The organism is Sphingomonas sp. J315, assembly GCF_024666595.1.
Lineage (GTDB): Bacteria > Pseudomonadota > Alphaproteobacteria > Sphingomonadales > Sphingomonadaceae > Sphingomonas.
Genome location: NZ_CP088296.1, coordinates 630,728 through 654,562, shown reverse-complemented (window position 1 = coordinate 654,562; position 23,835 = coordinate 630,728). Strand labels below are relative to the sequence as shown.

Annotated in this window: 21 protein-coding genes and 4 pseudogenes; 19 read left to right on the top strand and 6 right to left on the bottom strand. The window is 66.4% G+C overall.

Features of this window, described 5'->3' with window-relative positions; all coding sequences use genetic code 11:
• Positions 1–116: 116 nt before the first annotated feature.
• Entirely contained in the window at positions 117–680 is a 564-nt protein-coding gene (locus LRS08_RS03535; protein ID WP_257844875.1) for an EF-hand domain-containing protein, read from the top strand.
• Positions 681–751: 71 nt separating this feature from the next.
• On the opposite strand, the gene radC is transcribed toward LRS08_RS03535, so the two are convergent.
• Entirely contained in the window at positions 752–1,552 is an 801-nt protein-coding gene (radC, locus tag LRS08_RS03530; protein ID WP_260481345.1) for a RadC family protein, read from the bottom strand.
• A gap of 204 nt (positions 1,553–1,756) precedes the next feature.
• On the opposite strand from radC, the pseudogene LRS08_RS03525 reads away from it, so the two are divergent.
• From LRS08_RS03525 to LRS08_RS03505, 5 genes and pseudogenes are all read left to right on the top strand, one after another.
• Positions 1,757–2,073 (top strand): annotated as a pseudogene (locus tag LRS08_RS03525) (AtpZ/AtpI family protein).
• Between the two features lie 63 nt (positions 2,074–2,136).
• Positions 2,137–2,901: a F0F1 ATP synthase subunit A gene (locus LRS08_RS03520; protein WP_257845508.1), complete on the top strand. Its 765-nt coding sequence runs from the start codon at positions 2,137–2,139 to the stop codon at positions 2,899–2,901.
• Between the two features lie 43 nt (positions 2,902–2,944).
• Entirely contained in the window at positions 2,945–3,172 is a 228-nt protein-coding gene (locus tag LRS08_RS03515; protein WP_257844876.1) for a F0F1 ATP synthase subunit C, read from the top strand.
• Positions 3,173–3,235: 63 nt separating this feature from the next.
• Positions 3,236–3,727: an ATPase gene (locus LRS08_RS03510; RefSeq protein ID WP_257844877.1), complete on the top strand. Its 492-nt coding sequence runs from the start codon at positions 3,236–3,238 to the stop codon at positions 3,725–3,727.
• Positions 3,728–3,737: 10 nt separating this feature from the next.
• Positions 3,738–4,274, top strand: coding sequence for a hypothetical protein (locus LRS08_RS03505; RefSeq protein ID WP_308223020.1), 537 nt, complete (start codon positions 3,738–3,740; stop codon positions 4,272–4,274).
• Positions 4,275–4,429: 155 nt separating this feature from the next.
• Here the strand turns inward: LRS08_RS03505 and LRS08_RS03500 are convergent, their stop codons facing one another.
• Together LRS08_RS03500 and LRS08_RS03495 are read right to left on the bottom strand one after the other, a co-directional pair.
• Positions 4,430–5,749, bottom strand: coding sequence for an amidohydrolase (locus LRS08_RS03500; protein WP_260481344.1), 1,320 nt, complete (start codon positions 5,747–5,749; stop codon positions 4,430–4,432).
• Between the two features lie 66 nt (positions 5,750–5,815).
• Positions 5,816–7,261 (bottom strand): S41 family peptidase, encoded by a 1,446-nt coding sequence (locus LRS08_RS03495; RefSeq protein ID WP_257844880.1) that lies wholly within the window; start codon positions 7,259–7,261, stop codon positions 5,816–5,818.
• A gap of 86 nt (positions 7,262–7,347) precedes the next feature.
• Here LRS08_RS03495 and uvrC point away from each other — a divergent pair.
• Positions 7,348–9,264: pseudogene (gene uvrC / locus LRS08_RS03490) on the top strand (excinuclease ABC subunit UvrC).
• 35 nt (positions 9,265–9,299) lie between these two features.
• On the opposite strand, the gene LRS08_RS03485 reads toward uvrC, so the two are convergent.
• Positions 9,300–10,130: a 23S rRNA (adenine(2030)-N(6))-methyltransferase RlmJ gene (locus LRS08_RS03485; RefSeq protein ID WP_257844881.1), complete on the bottom strand. Its 831-nt coding sequence runs from the start codon at positions 10,128–10,130 to the stop codon at positions 9,300–9,302.
• Positions 10,131–10,305: 175 nt separating this feature from the next.
• Here LRS08_RS03485 and LRS08_RS03480 point away from each other — a divergent pair, with 175 nt between their 5' ends.
• The 6 genes from LRS08_RS03480 (at position 10,306) to LRS08_RS03455 (ending at position 15,710) form a co-directional block, all read left to right on the top strand.
• A complete protein-coding gene (locus LRS08_RS03480) occupies positions 10,306–10,626 on the top strand; it encodes a hypothetical protein (RefSeq protein ID WP_257844882.1) in 321 nt (106 codons plus the stop codon).
• Between the two features lie 276 nt (positions 10,627–10,902).
• Positions 10,903–11,856 (top strand): polysaccharide deacetylase, encoded by a 954-nt coding sequence (locus tag LRS08_RS03475; protein ID WP_257844883.1) that lies wholly within the window; start codon positions 10,903–10,905, stop codon positions 11,854–11,856.
• Positions 11,853–12,773: a GNAT family N-acetyltransferase gene (locus LRS08_RS03470; RefSeq protein ID WP_257844884.1), complete on the top strand. Its 921-nt coding sequence runs from the start codon at positions 11,853–11,855 to the stop codon at positions 12,771–12,773. Before LRS08_RS03475 ends, LRS08_RS03470 begins: the two co-directional genes overlap by 4 nt.
• A gap of 9 nt (positions 12,774–12,782) precedes the next feature.
• A complete protein-coding gene (recO, locus tag LRS08_RS03465; protein WP_257844885.1) occupies positions 12,783–13,514 on the top strand; it encodes a DNA repair protein RecO in 732 nt (243 codons plus the stop codon).
• Positions 13,515–13,563: 49 nt separating this feature from the next.
• Positions 13,564–14,610 (top strand): 3-isopropylmalate dehydrogenase, encoded by a 1,047-nt coding sequence (leuB, locus tag LRS08_RS03460; protein WP_257844886.1) that lies wholly within the window; start codon positions 13,564–13,566, stop codon positions 14,608–14,610.
• Between the two features lie 65 nt (positions 14,611–14,675).
• Positions 14,676–15,710, top strand: a complete 1,035-nt coding sequence (locus LRS08_RS03455; protein ID WP_409456290.1) for a glycosyltransferase — start codon at positions 14,676–14,678, stop codon at positions 15,708–15,710.
• Here the strand turns inward: LRS08_RS03455 and LRS08_RS03450 are convergent.
• Positions 15,707–16,945: a glycosyltransferase family 39 protein gene (locus LRS08_RS03450; RefSeq protein WP_260481342.1), complete on the bottom strand. Its 1,239-nt coding sequence runs from the start codon at positions 16,943–16,945 to the stop codon at positions 15,707–15,709. The genes LRS08_RS03455 and LRS08_RS03450 overlap by 4 nt on opposite strands.
• 82 nt (positions 16,946–17,027) lie before the next feature.
• Here LRS08_RS03450 and LRS08_RS03445 point away from each other — a divergent pair.
• The 5 genes and pseudogenes from LRS08_RS03445 to LRS08_RS03420 all read left to right on the top strand — a co-directional run bounded on the left by LRS08_RS03445 (position 17,028) and on the right by LRS08_RS03420 (position 20,837).
• Positions 17,028–18,235, top strand: a pseudogene (locus LRS08_RS03445) (trans-sulfuration enzyme family protein).
• Positions 18,232–18,630 (top strand): Co2+/Mg2+ efflux protein ApaG, encoded by a 399-nt coding sequence (apaG, locus tag LRS08_RS03440; RefSeq protein WP_257844889.1) that lies wholly within the window; start codon positions 18,232–18,234, stop codon positions 18,628–18,630. Before LRS08_RS03445 ends, apaG begins: the two are co-directional and overlap by 4 nt.
• Before the next feature lie 3 nt (positions 18,631–18,633).
• Positions 18,634–19,427: pseudogene (locus LRS08_RS19995) on the top strand (LysR family transcriptional regulator).
• Positions 19,424–20,221 carry a hypothetical protein gene (locus tag LRS08_RS03425; RefSeq protein WP_260481340.1) on the top strand — a complete coding sequence of 266 codons (798 nt, stop codon included), beginning with the start codon at positions 19,424–19,426 and terminating at the stop codon, positions 20,219–20,221. Before LRS08_RS19995 ends, LRS08_RS03425 begins: the two are co-directional and overlap by 4 nt.
• Before the next feature lie 103 nt (positions 20,222–20,324).
• Positions 20,325–20,837 (top strand): GNAT family N-acetyltransferase, encoded by a 513-nt coding sequence (locus LRS08_RS03420; RefSeq protein WP_257844892.1) that lies wholly within the window; start codon positions 20,325–20,327, stop codon positions 20,835–20,837.
• A gap of 9 nt (positions 20,838–20,846) precedes the next feature.
• Here LRS08_RS03420 and parE read toward each other — a convergent pair whose 3' ends face one another.
• Positions 20,847–22,829 (bottom strand): DNA topoisomerase IV subunit B, encoded by a 1,983-nt coding sequence (gene parE, locus LRS08_RS03415; protein ID WP_257844893.1) that lies wholly within the window; start codon positions 22,827–22,829, stop codon positions 20,847–20,849.
• A 147-nt stretch (positions 22,830–22,976) separates the two neighbouring features.
• On the opposite strand from parE, the gene LRS08_RS03410 reads away from it, so the two are divergent.
• Complete coding sequence (locus tag LRS08_RS03410; protein WP_257844894.1) at positions 22,977–23,801, top strand: outer membrane protein; 825 nt, start codon at positions 22,977–22,979, stop codon at positions 23,799–23,801.
• The last annotated feature ends 34 nt before the right edge of the window (positions 23,802–23,835 follow it).

Genomic DNA, 23,835 nt, shown 5'->3' with positions numbered 1-23,835 from the left:
TGATTGAAATAATATTGTGGAACGTGACAAATATGCAACTCGTTCTCTTGTCACACTCGCTGGAACTAAATGTTCGGCGTTTTCGGAATTAACATTTCTGATGACTGGAGAATGACATGTTGAAATCTATCCTTTTGGCCAGTGCGGTTGCGATCTCGGCCCCGGCACTTGCCCAGGACATGCCCGACCCGCAGACTCCGCCGACTCAGGAACAGCCGGCCCCGGGCGAGACGACCGAGCCTGTTCCGCAAGAGGTTCCGGCACCCGCGCCACAGCCCGACGCTGAGCCGGTTCCGGAAGCGACGCCGACGCCTGAGCCGACTCCCACGCCGACTCCGTCGCCCACGCCGACTCCGGAGCCTCAGGCCGCAGAGCAGGCACAGGCGACTCAGCCCGCTCAGCAGCCTGCGCAGCAGCCCGCCAATGCGGAGCAGATTGCGCAGATCGTCGATCAGGGCTTCCCGACCTATGACAAGGATGCCGATGGCAGCCTGAAGCAGGAGGAATTCGGTGCCTGGATGGTTGCGCTGCGTTCGGCGACCGAGCCTGCGTTCACCGGCGAATCGGCGGCTGACAAGGAATGGCTCGGCAAGGCGCTTGCCTCGGCGGATGCCGACAAGTCGGGCGGCGTGAGCAAGGACGAACTGAAGGCCTTCCTTGCCCCTGCTGCGGCGTCGTAACCGTGTCTCCTCGGAGGGGCGTACCGCATCGCGCCCGTCCACCGGCCGCCGGAGTTCGCTCCGGCGGCCGTTTATCCGGGCTCCTGCGCAGGCAGGAGCCCGGAGCCAAGGCGGATGTCTGGTGCAACTCTGGACCCCTGATCTCGCAGGAGATCAGGTCGCCGGACAGCGCCGAGCGCTACATCAGCCCCCTGCGCGCGCAGGCTGACATGCCCGGCGGTGCCGATGACGATATGGTCATGCACCGCAATGCCCAGCCGCTTCCCCGCCTCCACAATATTGCGCGTCAGTTCGATATCCGCCCGGCTCGGGCTCGGGTCGCCACTGGGATGGTTGTGGACCAGGATGATCGCGGTCGATCCCAGATCGATCGCACGGCGGATTACTTCGCGGACATAGACCGGGGCCTCGTCCACCGACCCTTCCTGCATCAATTCGTCGCGGATCAGCATGTTGCGGCTGTTCAGATGCAGTACCCGCACGCGCTCGATCGCATGATGCGCCATGTCGGCGCGGAGATAATCCAGCAGCGCCTGCCAGTTGGACAAGATCGGCCGCGCCGCGACCTCTCCCTTTAGGAGCCGCAACGCTGCCGCATGCGCGATCTTGAGCGCCGCGACCGAGGTCTCGCCCATCCCCGGCACCCGCGCGATCGCTTCCGCGTCGGCGGTCAACAGTCCGGCGATGCCGCCGAACTGATGGAGCAGCGCCTTGGCCAGCGGCTTGGTATCGCGCCGGGGAATCGCCAGAGCGAGCAGATACTCGATCAGTTCATGGTCGAGCAGCGCTTCATGATCCGCCAGCAACCGCGACCGCAGCCGCGCGCGATGCCCGGTCCCGTCGGTAATCGCCTCGCTGCCGCCGTCCCCCATAAAGGGAGCCTAGCGGCAGAGGCGGGGGCGGGAAAGGGGCGCAAAAACCCTCCCCCTGGCAGGGACGGATTGATCTGTCGGTTGCAACAATGTTGCACCGCGGTTGACTCGGCGACCCCCCCTTTCTAAAGCGCGCGTGCCTTGGCGGGCTCGCCGCTCGGCCCATGCGTTTCGCCCTGGAATATGACTGGCGGAGGAAGCGAAATGACCGAGAACGAGCCCGGACTGGACCCCCTCAAGGAGGATTCCCGCATCACTTCGCTCAACGAGCGGCTGGCGCGGGCCAAATCCGAAGAGGCGGATCGGCGGGGCGAGGGGCAGCAGGATGGCGATCGTAACTATCGCCTCGGCAACCGCGTCCTCGCCGAGCTGATCGGAGGAATGGTCGGGGGGCGCTGATCGGGTGGGTACTCGATCGGTTCCTGGGAACCTCGCCATGGCTCCTGCTCACGCTGCTTGCCCTCGGCATCGTCAGCGCGTTCAGGAACATCATCAGGATTTCGAACCAGCGCTCGAAGTGACTTTCGGGCGCTTGCGTTACATGGGAAACGGGCGTGGCTGAAGAAGCAGGCAAGATCGATCCGATGCACCAGTTCGAGGTGACGTCGATTGCCGACATGTTCACCGTGGGCAATCAGACGATCGCCTTCACCAACAGCGCGCTATGGATGGTCCTCGCGACCGTCGCGCTGTGGGTGTTCATGCTGGGCGGCATGAAGCGCGACGTCGTGCCGGGCCGCTGGCAGATGGCGGTCGAGGGCTTTACCGGCTTCATCGACAATCTGCTCAAGGCGAATATCGGGCATGAGGGGCGCAAGTTCCTGCCCTATGTCTTCTCGCTGTTCATGTTCATCCTGTTCGCCAACGTGATCGGCCTGCTGCCGTTCGGCGCGATTCCCGGCGTGCATCCGTTCACCGCGACCAGCCACTTCACCGTCACCGGCGTGCTCGCGATCCTCAGCTTCTCGATCGTGCTGATCGTCGGGCTGGGCAAGCATGGCTTCCGTTTCTTCTCGCTGTTCGTGCCAAAGGGCACGCCGCTGCCCGTGCTGTTCCTCGTGGCGCCGATCGAGTTCGTCTCGTTCATGGTCCGCCCGTTCAGCCTGGCGCTGCGACTCTTCGTCGCGATGACCGCGGGCCACATCCTGCTCAAGGTGCTGGCGGGCTTCATCATCAATTCGACCAATGCCGGCCTGGGCTGGGGCGCGCTGGTGGGCATCCCCAGCTTCGCGCTGATGCTCGGCGTGTCGGCGCTCGAGATTCTGGTCGCGGGCGTCCAAGCCTATGTGTTCGCGCTGCTCACGTCGCTGTACATCAACGACGCGGTGCACCTGCACGATCATCACTGAGTTTTTTCCAACCAACGACTGATTTTTCTAAGGAGTGATTTCAATGGAAGCAGATGCATTCAAGCTGCTCGGCGCCGGTCTCGCGGCGATCGGTGCGGGCCTCGCGGCGATGGGCGTGGGCAACGTGTTCGCGGCGTTCCTTCAGGGCGCGCTGCGCAATCCGGGCGCGGCTGCCAGCCAGCAGGGCAACATGTTCATCGGCTTCGCGGCTGCCGAGCTTCTCGGCCTGCTCGCGTTCGTCGTGGCGGTGCTGCTGATCTTCGTCGCCTGATGTCTCTGCCGCCCTGCGTGATCCACGCGGGGCGGATTTGACGACGGACCAGAGGACGGACCAATGCCCCAGATCGAACAAGTCGCAGCGACCTATGCGTCGCAGATCTTCTGGCTGCTGCTGACCTTCGGGCTCACCTTCGTGATCGTCGGCCTGGGCATTTTGCCCAAGGTCTCCGGCACGATGGATGCGCGCGACAAGTCGGTGGCCGACGACCTTGCGGCTGCGGAAGCGGCGCGCACGGCGGCGGACCAGGCCGAAGAGACGTGGCGTGCGCAGGAAAATGCGGCGCGTGATGCGGCGCGCAAGCGCCTGGCCGAGGCGCGTGCCGAGGGGCAGGCGCAGACCGACGCCGCGCTCGCATCGGCCAATGCCGAGATCGAAGGTCGCGTCACCGCGGCCGAAACCCGGATCGCGGAGGCCAGCGCCGCCGCAGCCGGTGAGATCGAAGCGGTCGCGACCGACGCTGCGCGCGACATCGTCGCCCGCATCTCGGGCGTCAGCGTCACGGCTGCGGAGGCCGGACAGGCAGTGAAGGCGGCGCTCAATGGCTGAGGAAGCAACAGTGACCACGGGAACCGCGGCTCCGGCTGAGGTCCATCACGCGGCGCCGGCGGTGTTCGGCATCGACGCGACCATGTGGGTCGGCCTCGCCATGCTGGGCCTGCTGCTGATCGTGGTGTGGAAGAAGGTGCCGTCGGCGATCGGCGGCATGCTCGACAAGCAGATTGCGGCGATCCGCACCCGGCTTGACGAAGCGAACCAGCTCCGCGCCGAGGCCGAAGCGCTGCGCGACGAATATGCGCGCAAGCTCACCAATGTCGAGCAGGAGGCCGCCGCCATGGTCGCCCATGCCGATGAGGAGGCACAGGCGCTGCTGGTCAAGGCCAAGTCCGATGCCGAGGACCTGATCCGTCGCCGCACCAAGATGGCCGAGGACAAGATCGCCGCGGCCGAGCGCCTCGCGCTCGACCAGGTGCGCGCCACGGCCGCCGAGGCCGCGACCAAGGCGGCCGGTGCGATCATCGCGCAGAAGCACGATGCGAGCGCCGACAAGGCACTGGTCGACCAGACGATCGCGGGTCTCTCGCGGCTCAACTGAGCGGCGGGTTCCGGGTGAAGAAAAAGGGCGTCGGTCGAAAGACCGGCGCCCTTTTTCTGTGCCTGTCGTCACCCCGGGCTTGACCCGGGGCCCCGCTGCCTTTGCCGGTCGAAGAAGCTGGGCCCCGGGTCAAGCCCGGGGTGACGGGTAATGCCTCACTTCCCCAACAAATCCAGCACCGCCACGGTCATCGCGGTCGTCCCCAGCGTCACCGCCGGCTTCGCCTCGACCTTGAAGAAGGGCGAATGGTGCGCGGGCAGCGTCTTCTCGCCGCGCTTGGCCGCGTCCAGCTCGGCCTGCGGTGTCCCGCCGACCACGAAATAGGCCCCCGGCACGCCCAGTTTCTGCTCGATGAAGTACGCGAAATCCTCCGCGCCCATGCTCTCGCGCGGTTCGGTGCGCAGGATGTCCTTGCCGAACGCCTTGGTGAACGCGCCGCGCACCCGCGTCGTCAGCGCCGGATCGTTGAGCGTCACCGGGGTCGATCTGAACCCGACGCGCACCACCGGCAATTTGTCCTCGGGCAGACCGTTCATCCGCCCGACATTGGCGGCGATGCGCTTGATGCCGTCGAGCAGCTTCTTGCGCGTGTCTTCGTCATCCGACCGCACGGTCAGTTGAAGCTCCGCCTTGTCGCTGATGATGTTGTGCTTGAATCCCGAATGGAACGATCCGACGGTGACCACGCCGGGCTTCAATGGCGCGATCTCGCGGCTCACCAGCGTCTGCAGCGCCATGACGATCTGCGACCCCATCACGATCGGGTCCTTCCCCATATGCGGCGCGGCACCATGCGTGCCGATGCCGTGGATGGTGATGTCGACGCTGTCCGACGATGACGAGCTGATCCCCGGCTCCAGCCCGATCTTGCCGGTCGGAAAGCCCGAGGTGACGTGGAACGCCACCGCATAATCGGGCTTGGGGAAACGGGTGTAGAGCCCGTCCTCCATCATCTTGCGCGCGCCGCCGATCCGCTCCTCGGCGGGCTGTATGACGAACACGACGGTGCCCTTCCACCGGCTCTTGAGCTTGGCCAGCTGCCGCGCGGTGCCGATCAGCGAGGTGATGTGCACGTCATGCCCGCACGCATGCATCACCGGCTTCACCACGCCGTCGATATCCTCCTGCGTCACCGTCGAGGCATAGGCGAGCCCGCTATCCTCCTTGAGCGGTAGCCCGTCCATGTCGGCGCGCACCAGGATCGTCGGACCGGTGCCGTTCTTCATCACGCCCACGACGCCGGTCCCGCCGACCCCCTCGGTCACCTCGATTCCACCGACCGCGCGCAGCTCCTTCGCCATGATCGCGGCGGTGCGCGTCTCCTTGTACGACAGCTCGGGATTCTTGTGGAAATCGATGAACAAGGCTTCGAGATGCGCCGCATAATCCGCCTCCACCGCCGGGGCGAAATCGGGCTCGGCCAGTGATGGCGTGGCGAGCAGCGAAGTTGCGAGCAGGGCGGTGAGCAGGCGCATGAAGGATCCCCCGAAATCAGATGGCGGACACGCTAACAGATGGGCCGCCCCGTGCAATTCCCTCGCTCAGCGGTCGCCATGCAGCGCTTGCGCGCGCGCCACGGCGGCGGGCAGTGCGGCATTGAGCAGGCGGGACCGAAATGCCACGCTGTCGGTCGCGCGCCAACCGATCGTCACGTCAGGAACGATGCCCGCCACCTCATTGCTGCCATCGGCGCGGAACCGTGCGCAATCGGGCAGCAGCAAGGTCGCGCCGCTGTGATTGAGCGTCGTCGGCGTGCCGCCCCAGGTATAGCCGCATCCCGCGCCGCCGGTCCGCGCACCGACGATCGTCGCGACGCGCGCGTCCTGTAACAGCGCGGTGAATTGTTCGGCGGCGGACCAGGTCTCCTGATCGACGAGCACCATCACCGGGCCGCGCCACGCGCCCTCCTGATAGGCATGCTGGCCCGCGCTGAACACCCATGCGCCCCATTCGCTGCCCAGCCATTCGCCGGGTTCCGCGCTGCCGACCAGCCCGGTCGCATAGCCAGCGCGACCCAGCCATTGGCAGCCGGTGTCGGGAGCGCAGGGCGTCTCCGCCGCCACGCGCGCCGCATCCGCCTTCTCCGCCAGCGCGCGCAGCTTCGCCCGCTCCGCTTCGGGGGCGGTCCTGGCCCAGCCGTGCAGCAGCTCGGCCAGCCTCCCCCAGGTCCCTGCCCAGTGCGGACCGCGCACGAACCCGACCGGGGCCGAAGTAAGCCGCTTCGCCGTGACCATGCGCGCGGCGGCCTCCGCCCATTCGCTGCCCCCGCCATTCCCGGTCAGGTCGACCAGCAAAGACGTCGCTCCCACAGCCTGTAGCTGGCCCAATCGCGTCGCCATGTCGCGGGTGAGCGCAGCATAGGCGTGGGTGATCACCGCATTCTTGCAGCTATCATCGCACGGCTTGTCGATCGGCAGCTGCAGCGCGGCGACGGCGTCGGCGCATAGCTGAGGAAAGGCGTGCGGATCGAATACGGGGATGCGCAGCACGCCCACCGTCTCACCCGCCGTCGCCACGACGCCCGCATCGAGCGCCCCCTTATCGACCAGCGCGCGGTAGCCGAGGAGTGCAGACGCGATACCGGGCCGCCCCTTGCGCGCGTCATAGCCGATCGACTGGCAGAGCGACGCCACGCTGGTCGGCGCCGGGGCCGTGGCGGGCATAACGGGAGTAGCGGACTGCGGGCGGGGCCAGCGCAGCGCGACATGGCCATCGCCGATGCCCCGGATGGCGCGGTCGAGAATCGCCCGCGCCTCCGCATCGCTTCCGGCGGTCCGGAGCTGCGCCGCCAGCTGGTCGAACGTGCGGGCGATGGCAACGCCGCGCTCCTGCTCCAGCCATTCACGGTTCGCATATTTGGTCTCGAACGCCGCACGCATCTGCGCGACATCGGCGAGCCAAGGCGCGGGGTCCCACGCGCGCGCCTGCCCCTGCGCGCTCCCAACGACGAGCGCAAATCCCGCGAGCGCCGCTAGCATCTTTCGCATCGTTCCTCCCATGTGTGTTGCTGATGCAATACACAAGGATTGTGCTCTGGCCTAGCCCCCCGCGCAATGCCTAGATCGGGCGTTCGATGTCCGACCCCAATTCCCCCAACCGCTTCAACGAAGACTCCGCCACCTATGCCGTGCGCGGGTCGGAAACCCCCGATCTCGACGCCGGGGTCGCGGCCATCCGCAATGTCCTGAAAACACTCCCCCGCCCGCCCCGGCGTCTATCGCATGCAGGATGCGCGCGGCGACGTGCTCTATGTCGGCAAGGCCCGCGCGCTCAAGAACCGCGTCGCCAACTACACCCAGCCCGCGAAGCTCTCAATCGGCTGCGCCGCATGATCGCCCAGACGCGGTCGATGACCGTGGTGACGACCAATAACGAGGCCGAGGCGCTCCTCCTCGAAGCGCAGCTGATCAAGCGCTTCCGCCCGCCCTACAACGTCCTGTTGCGCGACGATAAGTCGTTCCCCTACATCCTCCTGCGCGGCGACCATGACTTCCCCCGCGTCCAGCTCCATCGCGGCGCGCGCCGGGCGAAGGGCGACTATTTCGGCCCGTTCGCCGGCGCGGGGCAGGTGCGCAAGACATTGAACGCGCTCCAGAAACTCTTCCTGCTGCGCAGCTGCACCGACAGCTTCTTCAACACCCGCGACCGCCCGTGCCTGCTCTACCAGATCCGCCGCTGCTCGGCCCCCTGCGTCGATCGCATCGACAAGGCGGGCTATGCCGAGCTGGTTGCCGACTCCCGCGACTTCCTGATGGGCAAGTCGACCAAGGTTCAGGCCAAGCTCGGCGAGCAGATGCAGGCCGCCGCCGAAAATCTCGACTTCGAGCTCGCCGCGATCCTGCGCGACCGGTTGAAGGCGCTCACCTTCATCCAGGGCAGCCAGGCGATCAATGCGGAGGGGATCGGCGACGCAGACATCTTCGCCATGGCCGCCAAACAGGGCCAGATCGGCATCCAGGCCTTCTTCATCCGTGGCGGCCAGAATTGGGGCCACCGCGCCTTCTTCCCCGCGCACACCGCCGATGTGCCGGAGGATGAGGTGTTCACCCAATTCCTCATGCAATTCTATGAGGAAGTGCCCCCGCCGCGCACCATCTTCGTCGACCGCAATCTCGACGACCTGAAGCTCCTCTCCGAAGCCCTCGCCGAACGCGCCGGGCGCAAGGTCGCGATCGGCATGCCGCAGCGCGGCACCCGCCGCCGCCTGCTCGATCAGGCCAAGCGCAACGCGATCGAGGCGCTCGACCGCCGCATGGCCGAATCGACCACTCAGGCAAAGATCCTGCGCGATATCGCCGACCTGTTCGGCCTGCCCGAACCGCCCGACCGCATCGAAGTCTATGACAACAGCCATATTCAGGGCGCCCACGCCGTCGGCGCGATGATCGTCGCTGGGCCAGAGGGATTCCGCACCGGCCAGTATCGCAAGTTCAACATCAAGAGCGCCGCCACCGACGACGATTTCGCGATGATGCGCGAAGTCTTCACCCGCCGCTTCGCCCGCGCGCAGGAGGAAGACCCCGACCGCGACAAGGGCGTGTGGCCCGACCTCGTCCTGATCGACGGCGGCAAGGGCCAGCTCAGCGCCGCCCGCGCCGTGCTCGAGGAACTGGGGATCGAGGACGTCTGCATGGTCGGCGTCGCCAAAGGCCCGCACCACGGCCGCGAAGGCCGCGAAGTCTTCCACCTGATGGACGGCAGCGAACGCATGCTCCCGACCAACGCGCCGGCCTTGTTCCACATTCAGAAACTCCGCGACGAAGTCCACCGCTTCGCCATCGGCGCGCACCGGGCAAAGCGTGCCAAGGCCATCGGTGCCAGCCCGCTCGACGAAGTCCCCGGCATCGGCCCCGCGCGCAAGAAGGCGCTGCTGATGCATTTCGGCACGGCCAAGGCGGTGCGCGGCGCGAGCCTGGAGGATCTACAGAAAGCGCCCGGGGTGAGCGCGGCGGTGGCGCAGCAAGTCTATGATTTCTATCATGCGCGGTGACGCGGCGTGACGCAGGGCCGGGACCGGGCGCATCTTCAATTGTCCAACCAGTTCGCAGTGATCATGCCCCGATGCCCCGCCGGTGCGAGCGTGGCACGGAGCGCCTCCAGCAGCGGCGGCAGTTCCTGCGTAAAGGCATAGGGCGGATTGACGATGAACAGGCCCGCGCCGTTGTAGATGCTGGGCTGGTCGGCATCGTACAGCCAATGCTCGACGACCAGGAATTTCGGGATGTTCAGGTTGCGCAGCTTGTTCTTCCACTGCTGATGCGTCGCGCGGTCCTTCAGCGGATACCAGATCACCGTCACGCCATGCGCCCATTTGCGGTGCGCGGCAGCGAGGGTGGCGGTGATCCGGGCGCGCTCGTCGGTCTGCTCGTACGGCGGATCGACTACCACCACGCCGCGCGCCGTGCGGGTCGGCAGCATCGCCAGCCACAGCTCATAGGCATCGCGTTCGTGCACGGCGGCGGGCGTACCGCGCATCGCGCCGCGCAGGGCGTACGCATCCTCGGGATGCTTTTCGTTGAGGATCAGCGCGTCCTGCGGGCGCAGCAGCTGCGCCAGGACCTGTGGCGATCCGGGATAAAGGCGCGGCTCCGCGCCGACATTCACCGCCCGCACGGCAGCGCGATAATCGTCCAGCAAAGGGTTCGCATCGGCAAAGACGCGAAAAACCCCCTGTGCAGCCTCGCCGGTGCGCTGCGCCTGCTCGCCGCCCAGGTCGTAGAGCCCGCAGCCGGCATGGGTGTCGATCAGGGTCAACGCGCCCGGTTTTTGCTGCAATGCCCGGACAAGGGCGATCAGCAGGCTGTGCTTCACCACATCGGCGCTGTTGCCGGCGTGGAAGGAATGGCGATAATTCATTGAAAATCCAAAACCCTGCCGCTTTGCCCTGTTTACGCACTACTGACCGGGGAAGCCGATCCCGACACGATGGATGTGCGCGTCGAACTGCATCGTCGGTCTTGCGTGCCACTGGCAAACCTTGCCTAGACGTTCAGCTAGGCCTTGCAAGATCGGTCATGCTAGAGGCGCGGATATGTCAAAGTCTCAAAGCAAAGGCGGTGCCGTCCAGGTCGACGGTATTCTCTACGATTGGCACCTTCAGCGCGAACCGCATCTGTCCGATGACGAGGGTTGGAGAGGCATGACGATCTCCCTGCAACAGCGTGATGCCAGGCGCGAGGCGCTGGTGGAATTTCCCCCGCCCAAGCGGCTGATGAAGGGGTTGCCGCCCGGTCGCCTCCAGCTCGACGACGCCACGATTTCGCGGTGCGTCCGCGCCGCGCTGTCGGCGGGATGGGAACCGACCACGCGGGGGAAACCGGTGGTATTCATGGTAGACGCCGAGGGCAATTGAGCTGCTTGGCACTAACTGACCGCTTCACCGCATTGCAGAAGCACGGGTCCGAACGCAGCGTCACCTCCAGGGGCTGTCCTACAAGCCCCACAGCCACTACACTCCCGCCATGCCCAGCACCCTGCCACCCCCGCACGCCCGCATCACGCGGAAGTGTCCGGCGGCGCCCCTCACATACGGACATCTTGTCAGAATTGTCAGCATGGTGAACGCGGTCGTTCACCAACCCCGCCCACATTTTGCGATTTCTTCACCCCCGTCCGCTAGACACCGGCCATGCCCACGCGCGTTTTCCTGACGGTCGATACCGAGCTGATGTGGCGGCACCATGCCGCCGGGCTGTCGCTGGCGGAGATTGCGGAGCGGTCGCTGGAGCCGGCCGGGGTCGGCATTGGCTATCAGCTGCGCCGCTTTGCGGAGCATGGCCTCAAAGCCACCTTCTTCGTCGATCCGATGCCCGCAGTGGCGCATGGCCTCGATCCGATCCGCCGCGTGGTCGAGGCGATTCTTGACGCGGGGCAGGAGGTTCAGCTGCACCTCCATCCCAATTGGGCCGCTGCGTGCGACGAGGATCGCAGTGCCGCCGCGTCGTTCGAACTGATCGACTATAATCTGACCGAGCAGCGGGAGCTGATCCGCGCCGCGTCCGACCTGCTCGTCGCCGCTGGGGCACCGCGCCCGATTGCCTTCCGATCGGGCAGCTACAGCGCCAGCGACGACACGCTCGCCGCCCTTGCTGAACTCGGCATCCGTTACGACAGCAGCCATAACGGCTCCGAACATCCCTGGCCCAGCGCGATCGGCCTCGCGCCGCGTCAGATTGCCCCGGTCGAGCATCGCGGCGTGATCGAAGTGCCGGTGACCTTGATCGAGGATGTGCGCGGCCATCTCCGGCATTTCCAGATCTGCGCGCTGTCGACCGCCGAGATGCGCGATGCGCTCGACCATGCGGTGGCGGCGGGGCATGCGGCGGTGACCATCGTCAGCCACGGGTTCGAGCTTGCCAACCGGTCCGGCACCCGCCCCAATGCGGTGCATGTCGCCCGCTTCGACGCGCTGTGTGCGATGCTCGCGGAGCGGCGCGGCGGCATGGAGACGGTGCATTTTGCCGACCTCACCCATCTCCCGCTCGATCAGGACGACGCCCCGCTCGGCCCCAGCCTGATCCGCACCCGGATGCGTCAGGCGCAGCAGCTCTGGTCCAACCTCGTGTCGGAACGCGCCGCATGACCGCGACCGCGCGTCCCACCCCGCTCAACTTCCGCATCGGGGCGCGGACGTTGATGGCGGTGCAGCGCGACATGGTCCGCGTGCCGCTCAGCCTCGACGAGGCACGCGAGGGCCGCTTGCCCGTGCTTCCGCCCTTGCCGCGCGACGCGCATGGCTATGTCGTGACCTCGCTGCCCGAGGATCGGCTGGAGGCGATGGTCTATGCCTCGGGCCGGATGATCGGCTTCGTCCGCCAGAAATATACGCGATACTATGCCGACCTGACCGGCGGGTTCGACGCCTATATGGGCGGCCTGTCGAGCAATGCGCGACAGGGCGTGCGGCGCAAGGCGAAAAAGATCGCACAGGTTTCCGGCGGCGATCTCGACATCCGCAGCTATCGCACGCCGACGGAGCTGGAGACGTTTCACGATCTGGCCCGCCGCATCGCGCTGCGCACCTATCAGGAAAAGCTGATGGGGGAGGGGTTGCCCGCCAATCCGGAGTTCATCCGGGGGATGCTGAGCGCGGCGGCGGCGGACGATGTCCGCGCCTGGCTGTTGTTCATTGAGGGCGAGCCCGCCGCCTATCTCTATTGCCCCGCGCATGGCGAGACTCTGGTCTATGAATATGTCGGGCACGATCCGGCGTTCAACGACTTGTCCCCCGGCGCGGTGTTGCAAGTAGAAGCGTTCCGCGACCTCTTTGAGGAACAAAAATTCGCCAGATTCGACTTTACGGAGGGAGATGGCCAACACAAACGCCAATACGCCACCGGCGGTGTCCCCTGTGTGGACTTGTTGCTCCTGCGCCCAAGTTTGACGAACCGCGTGACGACGGCGGCGCTGGGCGGGTTCAACCGGACGGTGGCCGGCGGGAAGGCACTGGTCGAGGCGGTCGGACTGGAGAAGCTGTCAAAGAAGCTGCGGCGGGGATAAGGGCAGGGCATGCATCTGCGTGCCCCCGCCATCATCGTCGCGATCCGCCCCCATGGCGAGAGCGGCGCGATCGTCCGGGCGCTGACGGCGGAAGCGGGGTTGTTGGCGGGCTATGTCCGCGGCGGTCGGTCGCGGCAACACCGCCCGGTGCTTCAGCCCGGCAACGACATCCTCGGGGATTGGCGGGCCAGGACCGAGGATCAACTGCCGGCCCTGGTGGCGGAACTGACGCACAGCCGCGCCCCGCTGTTCCGCGAGCCGCTCCCCGCCGCGGCGATCGATTGGGCCACCGCGCTGACCGCCGCGGCCTTGCCCGAGGGCCAGACCTATCCGCCGATCCATGCGGCACTTGGCGGTCTGCTCGACGCCATCGAAGCCGCCCCGGCGGCGCGGGGCTGGGCGGTGGCGATGGTCCGCTACGAATTGTTGCTGCTGGCCCTGCTCGGCTTCGGCCTCGACCTCGACCAGTGCGTCGCCACCGGCGGGACCGAGGATCTGGCGTTCGTCAGCCCCAAAAGCGGCATGGCGGTCAGCACCGCCGCAGCGGTGGGCTATGAGGCAAGGCTGTTCCGCCTACCGCCATTCCTCCGCGAGGGCGGCGCAGCGGAGTGGGACGACATCCTGGACGGCCTCCGCCTCACCGGCCATTTCCTCGAACGCGACCTGCTCCACGGCAAGGCGGCGGAGGTGCTGGCGGCACGCGAGCGGCTGGTCGACCGGATTAACAGGGCGGTTGCGTGATGCGGCGCAGCACGGCAAGGGGCCAACACCCTGAGCAGGTGGAGTAGCCATGCCGTTGATCGCAATCCTTCCCGGTGACGGGATCGGCCCCGAAGTGACCGCACAGGCGCGGCGCGTGCTGGATGTGCTCGACCTTGGCCTGAGCTTCGAGGAAACCCCGGTCGGCGGTGCGGCCTATTTCAGCGATGGCCATCCGCTGCCGCCTGCGACGCTCGACCTTGCAAAGCGCGCAGATGCGATTCTGTTCGGCGCAGTCGGTGATCCGCGTTGCGACGCGCTGGAGCGGCATCTGCGCCCCGAACAGGCGATCCTGGGGCTGCGTAAGGAACTTGGCCTGTTCGCCAATCTACGCCCCGCGACGCTGTTCCCCGGACTTGAGGACGCCTCTGCGCTGCGGCCGGAAGTCGCGGGCGCGATCGACATGGTGATCGTGCGCGAGCTCAATGGCGACGTCTATTTCGGCGAAAAGGGGATGCGCACTACCGCGTCAGGCCGCCGCGAGGGCTATGACGTCATGTCGTATAACGAGGACGAGGTCGCCCGGATCGCAAAGGTAGGGTTTGAGACCGCGCGCGCGCGTCGCGGCAAGCTGTGCTCGGTCGACAAGGCAAACGTCCTCGAAACCTCGCAGCTGTGGCGCGATGTGGTGATTGAGGTCGCGGCCGACTATCCCGACATCGAACTCAGCCACATGTATGTCGATAACGCCGCGATGCAGCTGGTGCGCAACCCCGGCCAGTTCGACGTGATCGTCACCGGAAACCTCTTTGGCGACATCCTGTCGGATCAGGCGAGCATGTGCGCCGGGTCGATCGGGATGCTGCCCTCTGCCTCGCTCGATGGCAGCGGCAGGGGGTTGTACGAGCCGATCCACGGCTCCGCACCCGACATCGCCGGGCAGGGCAAGGCCAATCCGTGCGCGACGATCCTGTCGGCGGCGATGCTGCTGCGCTATTCGCTTGGGCTTGCGGAGGCGGCGGACCGGATCGAGGCGGCGGTGACTGCGGCGCTGACCAGTGGCGCACGCACGCCCGACCTGGGCGGAGCGCTGTCGACGGCACAGATGGGCGATGCAGTGGTGAAGGCGCTGGGGTGACCGCGGGCGAACTCGAACTGGCGGTCGTCGTCCCGACCTTCAATGAGTCGCGCAACGTCCCGCTGATGGTGGCCGCGCTCCACAAGGCGCTGGCGGGGCGGCGCTGGGAGGTGATCTTCGTCGACGACAACAGCCCCGACGGCACCGCCGACGCGGCGCGCGCGATCGGGCGCAGCGACCCGCGCGTGCGGGTGGTGCAGCGGATCGGGCGGCGCGGGCTGTCCTCCGCGACGATCGAGGGGATGTGCGCCACCGCCGCGCCGTTCGTCGCGGTGATCGACGGCGATATGCAGCATGACGAGACGCTGTTGCCGAAGATGCTCGATGCGCTGCGTGCCGACGACAGCGTCGACGTCGCGATCGGATCGCGCTTCGTCGAGGGTGGCGGGACCGGCGAATGGGACCGCGACCGCGTGGCCAAGTCCGAGCTCGCGACCCGCATCTCGCGCAAGGTGCTGAAGGCCGATCTCAGCGACCCGATGAGCGGCTTCTTCATGGTTCGCAGCGAGGTGGTGCGCGCGATCATCCCGCATTTGTCCGCGATCGGGTTCAAGATCCTGCTCGACATCCTGACCGCCAGCCCGCGCGCGCTCAAGTTCGTCGAGCTTCCCTATGTCTTCCGCACGCGCCAGACCGGTGAGAGCAAGCTCGATCATGTCGTCGCGATGGAATTCCTGATCGCGCTCTATGACCGCATGTTCGGGCGATTGGTGCCGGTGCGCTTCGTCATGTTTTCTGCAATCGGTGCGATCGGGGCAGGTGTGCATTTCGCAGCGCTCTGGCTGTTCTTCCGCCTGTTCGGCACCAGCTTCCTCACCGGAACGATCGTCGCGACGCTGATCGCGATGACCTTCAACTTCTTCCTCAACAACGCGCTCACCTATCGCGACGCGCGGCTAAAGGGGTTCAGGCAGCTGGTCGACGGCTGGGTCGGCTTTTGCATCGTCTGCTCGGTCGGCGCGGTGGCGAACGTTGGCGTCGCGGCGTTCCTGCACGATGTCCAGCAGGCGCAATGGGCTCCGTCCGCGCTGGCAGGGATCGCGGTCGCGGCGGTATGGAATTTCGCGCTGTCGTCGCGCTTCGTGTGGGGGCGGTATTAAGCCCAGCCCGGCAGCCACATCCAGCGGGTGAAGGCGCGCGTGCTCGTCAGGTCCTGCGCCGCGATGATCGGGTAGAAATAGGCGAACATCCCGACGGCAGGTACCAGCAGCCATTCGTCGCGCTGCTTCAGCACGTCGCGCCAATGGTTGAGGGCGACAGCCAGTACCACGCACAGGATGATGCTGGGCAGATAGTAATAATAGAAAAAGCCCAGCGACTTGGGGATGATCGCCCAGATGCCGAGCGAGAAGGTCCAGAGGATCGCGGCGGCGAGCGGCACGACTGCCCTTTGCTTCACACCCGCCCACCAGCATGCCGCGACCGCGACCAGCCCGGTCCACATGATGACGGGGTTGCCGATCAGCAGCACGCCGCGCATCGCCCCCTGATCGGGCTCATAGAAATACCAGATCGGGCGCAGCATCAGCGGCCAGCTCCACCAGCTCGACTGATAGTTGTGCGCGGCCAGCACCTGCGTCTGGAGCGCCAGCATCTCGAACTGGAACGGGATCAGCCGGGCCAGCGTCATCGGGTCGGTGCGGTAGAAAAAAGCGGGGGCGAAGGTCGCGAAATAGGTCGCGATGCTGACGATCCCCATGACCGCCAGCGCGGGCAGCCAGTGCATCCCGCCGAAGCGCTTCGGGTCGCGATAGCGCAGCCACAGGAAGGCGACTCCCGTCAGTGCGACATAGGGGATCGCCGCCCATTTGACGCCCACCGCTGCACCGAACAGCAGTGCGGAGGCGACCCAATAGCCCCAAGCCCGCCGCGACTCGGCGTGCATCGCGGCGAGGAAGGCGACCCCGGCCCAGACCAGAAACCCGCCCATGAAGATGTCGAGCATGCCGATCCGCGCCTGCACGAACACCATCTGCCCGAGCATCGCGAAGATCGCGGCGAACAGAGCCGGGCGGGTCGCGCGGGTGAGCAGCAGCGTGAAGGCATAGACGCCGGCGATCGTCGCGCTGCCAAACAGCGTCGAGAACAGCCGCCATCCCAGCGCATTGTCGCCGATCAGATGAATGCCCAGCGCGATCAGCGACTTGCCCAGCATCGGATGCTCGGGATTGGTGATGTGCGAGAAGTCGAGCAGGATCCGCGCAGCGGGCACATAGTGTACCTCGTCGAACAGCAGGATGCTCGGGCGCTCGACGCCGATGGTGAACAGGGACTGCGCAATGGCCGCGATAAGCAGGCCGAGCAGGACGGGGCGCTGTTCGAGACGGTCGAGCATCGCCCAAGTCGATAGCTGAGCTTCGCGCCCGCGTCATCCGTCGCGCTTGCGCCCGCGCGGCTTCCGCTTCTAGAGGGGCAACATGAAGCGTCGCACCGGACAAGACCGCGAGATCACCCGCCACTGGAAGCCCGCCACGCTCGCGGTGCGCGGGGGGACCGCGCGCAGCGAATGGGGGAGACGAGCGAGGCGCTCTTTCTGACCTCTGGCTATGCCTATGACTGCGCGGGGGACGCGGCAGCACGCTTTGCCGGCGATCAACAGGGCATGACCTATTCGCGGCTTCAGAACCCGACTGTCGAGATGCTCGAACAGCGCATCGCCTTGCTCGAAGGGGCCGAAGCATGCCGCGCGACCGCGTCCGGCATGGCGGCGATGACCGCAGCCTTGTTGTGCCAGCTGTCGGCGGGCGACCATCTCGTCGGCGGGCGCGCCGCGTTCGGATCGTGCCGCTGGCTCACCGACACGCTGATGCCGCGCTTCGGGATCGAGACGACCGTCGTAGATGCGCGCGACCCGCAGCAGTTCGTCGATGCGATCCGCCCGAATACCAAGGTGTTCTTCTTCGAGACCCCGGCCAATCCGACGATGGATATCGTCGATCTCAAGGCGGTGTGCGACATCGCGCGCGAACGCGGCATCGTCACCGTGGTCGACAACGCCTTTGCCACCCCCGCGCTGCAACGTCCGATGGAGTTCGGCGCGGACGTGGTCGCCTATAGCGCGACCAAGATGATGGACGGGCAGGGCCGCGTCCTTGCTGGCGCGATCTGCGGGAGCGAGGACTTCATCACCAACACGCTGCTGCCGTTCCACCGCAATACCGGGCCGACGCTGAGTGCGTTCAATGCCTGGGTGGTGCTCAAGGGGCTGGAGACGCTCGACCTGCGCATCCAGCGCCAGAGCGAGAATGCGGTGAGGGTCGCGCGCTTCCTTGAGGGGCGCGTGCCGATGGTCAATTATCCCGGCCTGCCCAGCCATCCGCAGCATAATCTGGCGATGAGCCAGATGGCGGCGGCAGGACCGATCTTCTCGTTCGAGGTCGATGGCGGGCGTGCGCAGGCGCACGGCCTGCTCGACGCGCTCGGCCTCATCGACATTTCGAACAATATCGGCGATTCTCGCTCGCTGATGACCCATCCCGCCTCCACCACGCACAGCGGCGTCGCCGAGGATCAGCGGCTGCTGATGGGCGTGCGCGAAGGGATGCTGCGGCTCAACGTGGGTCTTGAGGACCCTGAAGACCTGATCGCCGACCTCGATCAGGCGCTGGGATCGGTCGGGCTGTGAAGGCGCTGTTCGGCCAGGAAGCGGTGACCCGCGACATCACGGTGCTGGTGTCGGTCAGCTACCTGTCCGATCAGTCCGAACCGGGGCGTGGCCGCTGGTTCTGGTCCTATCATATCCGCATCGAAAACGGGTCGCACCAGGCGGTGCAGCTGCTCTCGCGCCGCTGGACGATCACCGACGGGCGCGGCAGCCAGCATATCGTCGAGGGCGAGGGCGTCGTCGGCGAACAGCCGATGATCGCGCCCGGATCGAGTTACGATTATGTCTCGGGCTGCCCGCTGACCACGCCGACCGGGTGGATGGAGGGTAGCTATGTCATGGTCGGTGCGGACGGGCATGAATTCGACGTGGCGATCCCCCGCTTCGCGCTGCGCGCGCCGGCGGTGGCGGAGTAACAGATGAAGCGCACCCACCTCCCCCTCAACGGCCTGCGCGTGCTCGACGCGGCGGCGCGGCATCTGTCCTTCACCCGCGCGGCGGACGAGCTGGCGGTGACCCCGGCGGCGGTCGGGCAGCAGATCCGCGCGCTCGAGGATACGCTGGGCGTCGTGCTGTTCCGCCGGACGACCAAGGGTCTGGAGCTGACCCCGGAGGCGCATGCCGGGCTCGACGCGCTGCGCGCCGGGTTCCTCCAGTTCGAGGAATCGGTGCGCGCGATGCAGGCCGGGCAATCGTCCAAGTCGCTGACCATCGCCGCGCCGCGCGACCTGACCGAAAAATGGCTGATGCCGCGCCTCGCCGAAATCGCGCGTGCGGACCCCGAACTGCGCTTCGTGCTGATCGCGGCGGACGAGGCGATCGACTTCACCGAGGCCAATCTCGACCTTGCGATCCGCTGGGGGAAGGGCCGGGCGAGCATGAGGGCGAGGCGCTGGAAAGCGACGGGATGGTCACCGTCGCCAAGCCCGGCGGGCGCGGCGAAACGCCCATCGGCTGGCCCGGTTGTGTTGCGGAGGATGGCGCGGCGCTCGTTCGGGTCGGCGACGCAGGCCTTGCACTCGACGCCGCCGCCGAGGGGCTGGGCCGCGCGACCGTGCCGGAACTGCTCGCGCGCGCCGACATCGACGCGGGCCGCGTCGTGGTGGTCGGCGAGCCGATCCCCTCGCGGCTCGGCTACTGGCTGGTCGCGCCGCTGCCGCAATGGCGGCAGAAGAAGGTCAAGTCGCTGGTCGAGGCGCTGGGGGAGGCGTGACACGGATCGTGGCTTGGCTCGCTGCAATCGCGGCGATGATCGCGGTTCCTGCCGTAGCCAGCACGTATTTCACGGTCCGCAAAACCTGCCCGGTGGGTGGCCAGAAATTCAAGTTTCAGGAACTGGGCAGCATCTCGACCTGGGGCGCCTTGCCCGACGGTATGCCCGTGGGATCGGGCGAATTTCCAATCCGGTCTCCACAATGTCCAGGCAACGGACTGGTGATGTTTCGCGATTTCTCCCGACCCGAAATCGCGAAGCTGACGCCCTATGTTCAGGGTGAAGTGTATCGCGGGCTGCGCGCAGCGGGTGAGACGCCCTATTATCTCGCCTTTCACGCGGCGCGGATGTTGGGTGATGCCAATCCCGAATGGCTGTTGCTGTCGGCGACGTGGGAGGCAAAGAACGCCGGGTCCGCTGCCGCTGCCCGTGCTGATCGCTACAATGCCGAGTTTGCCGATCAGGTGAAAGCGCGCGCGGCAAGCGCCGCCGATTTCGTATCGATTGCGATGCGGGCCCGCGCGGCGAACGCTTTGCGAGAGCTTGGTCGCTTTGACGAGGCAGAAGCGTTGCGGGCGGCCATCGTGATCGCTCCGGACGCCGGGGGCAGCGCGGACGATGCTGCTGAAAATCGGGAAGGCTGGGCGAAATATCTGCGCGATCTCGTCGGGCCGATTGCGCGTCGCGATATGACACGCGTCCCGATCGATATGATGACGCAAGACTATGCCGTCTATCGCTGCCTTGAAAAGGAGCAGGCCGCAAAGCATGGCCTGCCCGAGCCGCTGCGCTGACCGAATTCGAGGTTCGATATTGCGCGCGACCTGAACGGGTTCAGGCCATCGAGCAGGCGCGGAAGCGATCGGCAGATGCGATGTGATCGCACCGCGTGACCCCGTGGTTCTGGAAACCCCGCGCCTGATCCTGCGGCCGCGGCGCTTGCGCGATGCCGAGGCACTGTTCCCCAGCTTCGCCGATCCCGATCTGATGCGCTACTGGTCCGGTCCGCCGCACAGCAGCGTCGATGAGACGCGCGCGGATTTCGAACGCCACGCCTCCGACTGGCGCGCCTGGGCGGTCACGCTGCGCGGCGACGATACCGCGATCGGCATGGTCGCGGCGGGCGAAAAGCGGCAGGGCAATGTCACCGAACTCGGCTATCTCTTTGCACGCACGCACTGGGGCGGCGGCTTCGCGCGCGAGGCCGTCAGCGCAGTGATCGACCGCATCTTTGCCGAGGGGCAGCGCAAGGTGTTCGCCGACACCGACCCCGACAATGCCGCGTCACGCGGTCTGCTCGAACGGCTGGGCTTCAAGCTCGAAGGCTATCTGCGCGCCGAATGGGAAACCCATATCGGCGTGCGCGACACGACCATCTACGGCCTGCTCCGCGACGAGTGGGTGCGCTGACGCACTGCGTCAGGCGTCAATCGCTTCCTCGTCCAGCCGCGCGGCGTTCTCCTGGATGAAGGCGAAGCGGTGCGCCGGGTTGGTTCCCATCAGCCGGTCGACCAGATCCTTGACCCCGGCGCGCTCCTCATATTCCTGCGGCAGGGTGATGCGCAGCATCGATCGGGTGGCTGGATCCATCGTAGTCTCGCGCAGCTGGCCCGGATTCATCTCGCCAAGGCCCTTGAAGCGCGACACCTCGACCTTGCGGCCCTTGAACGGTCCCGCCTCGATCTCCGCCCGGTGCGCGTCGTCGCGGGCGTAGAGGCTCTTGGCCCCGGCGGTGATGCGATAGAGCGGCGGCTGGGCGAGGTAGAGGTGTCCACGCCGGACGATGTCGGGCATCTCCTGGAAGAAGAAGGTCATCAACAACGTCGCGATATGTGCGCCGTCCACGTCCGCGTCGGTCATGATGACGATGCGTTCGTAGCGCAGATTGTCGGGCTGGCAGTCCTTGCGCGTGCCACAGCCGAGCGCGAGGATCAGGTCGGCGATCTCGCTGTTCGCGCCGATCTTTGCGCTGGTTGCCGACGCGACGTTGAGGATTTTGCCGCGGATCGGAAGGATCGCCTGGGTCTTGCGGTCGCGCGCCTGCTTGGCACTCCCGCCGGCCGAGTCACCCTCGACGATGAACAATTCGGTCCCCGCCGGATCGTCGGCGGAGCAGTCGGTGAGCTTGCCGGGGAGGCGCAGCTTGCGGCCGCTGGTCGCGGTCTTGCGCTTGACCTCGCGCTCCTGCTTGCGGCGCAGGCGGTCGTCCATCCGCTCGAGCACATAGTTCAGCAGCGCCTTGCCGCGGTCCATCCGGTCGGCGAGGAAATGGTCGAAATGGTCGCGCACCGCCTTTTCGACCAATGCGGTCGCCTCTGGAGAGGTCAGGCGATCCTTGGTCTGCGACTGGAATTGCGGATCGCGAATGAACACCGACAGCATCAGCTCCGACCCGACCATGATGTCGTCGGCGGTGATGTCTTTGGCCTTCTTCTGGCCGACCAGCTCGCCGAACGCGCGGATGCCGCGCACCAGTGCCTGGCGCAGCCCTTGTTCGTGGCTGCCGCCATCGGGGGTCGGGATGGTGTTGCAATACCAGCTGTAGCTGCCGTCGCTCCATAGCGGCCAGGCGACCGCCCATTCGACGCTACCCTGCGCTTCGCCGGGAAAGTCCTGCCGTCCCGCGAAGAACTCCGCAGTCGCACCCTCGCGCGTGCCGAGCTGTTCCCGCAAATGATCGGCAAGCCCGCCGGGGAACTGGAACATCGCCTCGGCCGGGGTGTCATCCGAAATCAGCTCGGGCGCGCATTTCCAGCGGATTTCGACGCCCGCGAACAGATACGCCTTGGACCGGGCGAGCTTGTAGAGCCGTGCGGGCTTGAAGTGCATCTCACCGAAAATCTCGGTGTCGGGCGTGAAGGCGACGCTGGTGCCGCGCCGGTTGGGCGTCGGCCCGACCAGCTCGATCGGGCCCAGCGTCTGCCCCTGGCTGAAGCGCTGACGATAGAGTTGGCGGTCGCGCGCCACCTCCACGACCATATCGGTCGATAGCGCGTTGACCACGCTGCTGCCCACGCCATGCAGACCGCCCGATGTCGCATAGGCCTTGCCCGAGAATTTGCCGCCCGCGTGCAGCGTCGAGAAGATCACCTCCAGCGCCGATTTGTCGGGGAACTTCGGGTGAGGATCGGTCGGAATGCCGCGGCCATTGTCGGTGATGGTCAGCCGGTTGCCGACGTCCAATGTCACCTCGATCCGGCTGGCATGGCCCGCGACCGCCTCGTCCATCGCATTGTCGAGGATTTCGGCAGCGAGGTGGTGCAGCGCGCGCTCGTCGGTGCCGCCGATATACATGCCGGGGCGACGACGCACGGGTTCCAGCCCCTCCAGCACCTCGATCGAGCTGGCGTCATAGGCGTTGGTGGGGGAAGCGGAACCGGACTGGAAAAGATCGGACGACATTTGTTCTGGCTAGTCCGCCGCACGGGTCGGGGCAAGCGCGGGTGTTGCTGCGTGGCAACATGAATGTGGAAATTCGGAACGGGGCGGGAAAGAAGCGCGTCCTGCCTCGTTAACCTCGCGCAAGTTTATCAACGGAGTATCCTGTAAATGCGTATGCGTACCCTGCTGGGGGCCGGAGCGGCCGCCCTGACCCTCGCTGCTGCCCCGGCTCTGGCCCAGGACGGCGAGCCCGCCTTTGACGGCCTCTACGTCGGCGGTTCGGTCGGCTATACCGTCCAGAACAATGATGTCGGTGAGACGATCGAGTTTGATGCGGGCCGCGACGGCAGCTTCGGCGACACGATCGCAACCTCGACCGGCGCGAACGCCTTCTCGCCGGGCTTCTGCAACGGCGCGGCGACGTCGAGCGCCAATGTCGCCTGCACCAACGACAAGGATGATCTCGAATATTATGGCCGCATCGGCTTCGACAAGCAGATGGGCAAGGTCGTGATCGGCGCGGTGGCCGAGTTCGGCAAGACGCAGGCGCGCGACAGCGTCAGCGCCTACAGCACCACGCCTGCTTTCTACACCATGACTCGCGAACTCGACTGGAACGCGGCGCTGCGCCTGCGCGCCGGCCTGGTCGCGGGCGAGAGCACCCTGTTCTACGCCACCGGTGGCGGCGCCTATGCGAAGCTCGACAACAGCTTCAGCAGCAGCAACACGGCCAACAGCTTTACGCTGGAAGGCGACGACATGGCCTGGGGCTGGCAGGCCGGCGGCGGTGTCGAGCAGAAGATCGGCCGCAATTTCTCGATCGGCCTGGAATATCTCTACAGCCGTTATGACGATAGTAATGCGCGCGTCGCGGTCGGCACCGGCACGGCGGGTGCGACCAACCCGTTCGTGCTGGCGGGTGGCGCGGATTTCCGTCGCAGCTCGGATTTCGACTTCCATTCGCTGCGCGCGACGGCGGCATTCCGCTTCTAAACAACTTCCCGAGCGGGAGTCTGGAGCCGGCGGG

Coding starts and splice junctions, on each gene's coding strand:
- LRS08_RS03475 (WP_257844883.1), top strand. CDS start 10,903: ATGCCCACGCGCGTTTTCCTGACGGTCGATACCGAGCTGATGTGGCGG.
- LRS08_RS03485 (WP_257844881.1), bottom strand. CDS start 10,130: ATGAATTATCGCCATTCCTTCCACGCCGGCAACAGCGCCGATGTGGTG.
- LRS08_RS03450 (WP_260481342.1), bottom strand. CDS start 16,945: ATGCTCGACCGTCTCGAACAGCGCCCCGTCCTGCTCGGCCTGCTTATC.
- LRS08_RS03500 (WP_260481344.1), bottom strand. CDS start 5,749: ATGCGCCTGCTCACCGCCCTGCTCGCAACTTCGCTGCTCGCCACGCCA.
- LRS08_RS03510 (WP_257844877.1), top strand. CDS start 3,236: ATGCCCCAGATCGAACAAGTCGCAGCGACCTATGCGTCGCAGATCTTC.
- LRS08_RS03520 (WP_257845508.1), top strand. CDS start 2,137: ATGCACCAGTTCGAGGTGACGTCGATTGCCGACATGTTCACCGTGGGC.
- leuB (WP_257844886.1), top strand. CDS start 13,564: ATGCCGTTGATCGCAATCCTTCCCGGTGACGGGATCGGCCCCGAAGTG.
- LRS08_RS03455 (WP_409456290.1), top strand. CDS start 14,676: ATGGTGGCCGCGCTCCACAAGGCGCTGGCGGGGCGGCGCTGGGAGGTG.
- LRS08_RS03515 (WP_257844876.1), top strand. CDS start 2,945: ATGGAAGCAGATGCATTCAAGCTGCTCGGCGCCGGTCTCGCGGCGATC.
- radC (WP_260481345.1), bottom strand. CDS start 1,552: ATGGGGGACGGCGGCAGCGAGGCGATTACCGACGGGACCGGGCATCGC.
- recO (WP_257844885.1), top strand. CDS start 12,783: ATGCATCTGCGTGCCCCCGCCATCATCGTCGCGATCCGCCCCCATGGC.
- parE (WP_257844893.1), bottom strand. CDS start 22,829: ATGTCGTCCGATCTTTTCCAGTCCGGTTCCGCTTCCCCCACCAACGCC.
- LRS08_RS03410 (WP_257844894.1), top strand. CDS start 22,977: ATGCGTATGCGTACCCTGCTGGGGGCCGGAGCGGCCGCCCTGACCCTC.
- LRS08_RS03480 (WP_257844882.1), top strand. CDS start 10,306: ATGTCAAAGTCTCAAAGCAAAGGCGGTGCCGTCCAGGTCGACGGTATT.
- LRS08_RS03535 (WP_257844875.1), top strand. CDS start 117: ATGTTGAAATCTATCCTTTTGGCCAGTGCGGTTGCGATCTCGGCCCCG.
- LRS08_RS03470 (WP_257844884.1), top strand. CDS start 11,853: ATGACCGCGACCGCGCGTCCCACCCCGCTCAACTTCCGCATCGGGGCG.
- LRS08_RS03495 (WP_257844880.1), bottom strand. CDS start 7,261: ATGCGAAAGATGCTAGCGGCGCTCGCGGGATTTGCGCTCGTCGTTGGG.